The organism is Nonomuraea antimicrobica, assembly GCF_039536965.1.
Taxonomy (GTDB): Bacteria; Actinomycetota; Actinomycetes; order Streptosporangiales; family Streptosporangiaceae; genus Nonomuraea; species Nonomuraea antimicrobica.
In genome coordinates this window covers 1-769 of sequence record NZ_BAAAZP010000229.1, presented here as the reverse complement: position 1 = coordinate 769, position 769 = coordinate 1, and the positions used below count along the sequence as shown (strand labels likewise).

Genomic DNA, 769 nt, shown 5'->3' with positions numbered 1-769 from the left:
GTGGATCGAGGAGCCGTTGGACGCCTATGACGCCGAGGGGCACGCGCAGCTCGCCGCCGCCCTCGACACGCCTATCGCCACCGGGGAGATGCTCACCAGCGTCGCCGAGCACGTACGGCTCATCGAGGCCCGCGCCGCCGACATCATCCAGCCGGACGCCCCCCGCGTCGGCGGCATCACCCCCTTCCTGCGGCTGGCCACGCTCGCCGATCACGCGGGGCTGCAGCTCGCCCCTCACTTCGCCATGGAGATCCACCTCCACCTGGCCGCCGCCTACCCGCGCGAGCCGTGGGTCGAGCACTTCGAGTGGCTCAACCCGCTCTTCAACGAGCGGCTGGAGACGCGGGACGGGCGGATGATCGTCCCGGACCGGCCGGGGCTCGGGTTCACGCTCAGCGAGCAGTGCCGCGCGTGGGTGGTGGACAGTGTCGCGTTCGGGAAGGCGTGAGACGGGCGTGGGTGACCGGATCGCGTCAGTACGGTTCGGGCGGTACGCCGTCCCGCTCGCGTACGCGGTGAGCGACGCCAAGGTGGCCACGGGGCGGCAGCGGCCGCTGTCCCGGATCGACGTGCTGACCTGTGAGATCACCACTCGGGAGGGGGTGGAGGGGCTGGGGTTCTCGTACACGACCAGGGCCGGGACGCGGGCGCAGTACGCGCACGCGGAGGAGGTCGGCGCGAACCTGATCGGGCAGGACCCGTCGGATGCCGGCAGGGTGTACGAGTCGTTGTTGTGGGCCGGGGCGTCGGTGGGCAGGTCGGGGGTGGC

The 769-nt window shown here is 72.2% G+C and carries 1 protein-coding gene and 1 pseudogene; both read left to right on the top strand.

Annotated elements, in window-relative coordinates; genetic code table 11:
- On the top strand, positions 1 to 448 hold a 448-nt coding region (locus ABD844_RS48595; RefSeq protein ID WP_344895447.1), incomplete at its 5' end, for an enolase C-terminal domain-like protein.
- Positions 449 to 455: 7 nt separating this feature from the next.
- A pseudogene (locus ABD844_RS48590) lies at positions 456 to 769 on the top strand (L-talarate/galactarate dehydratase); the annotation flags it as partial.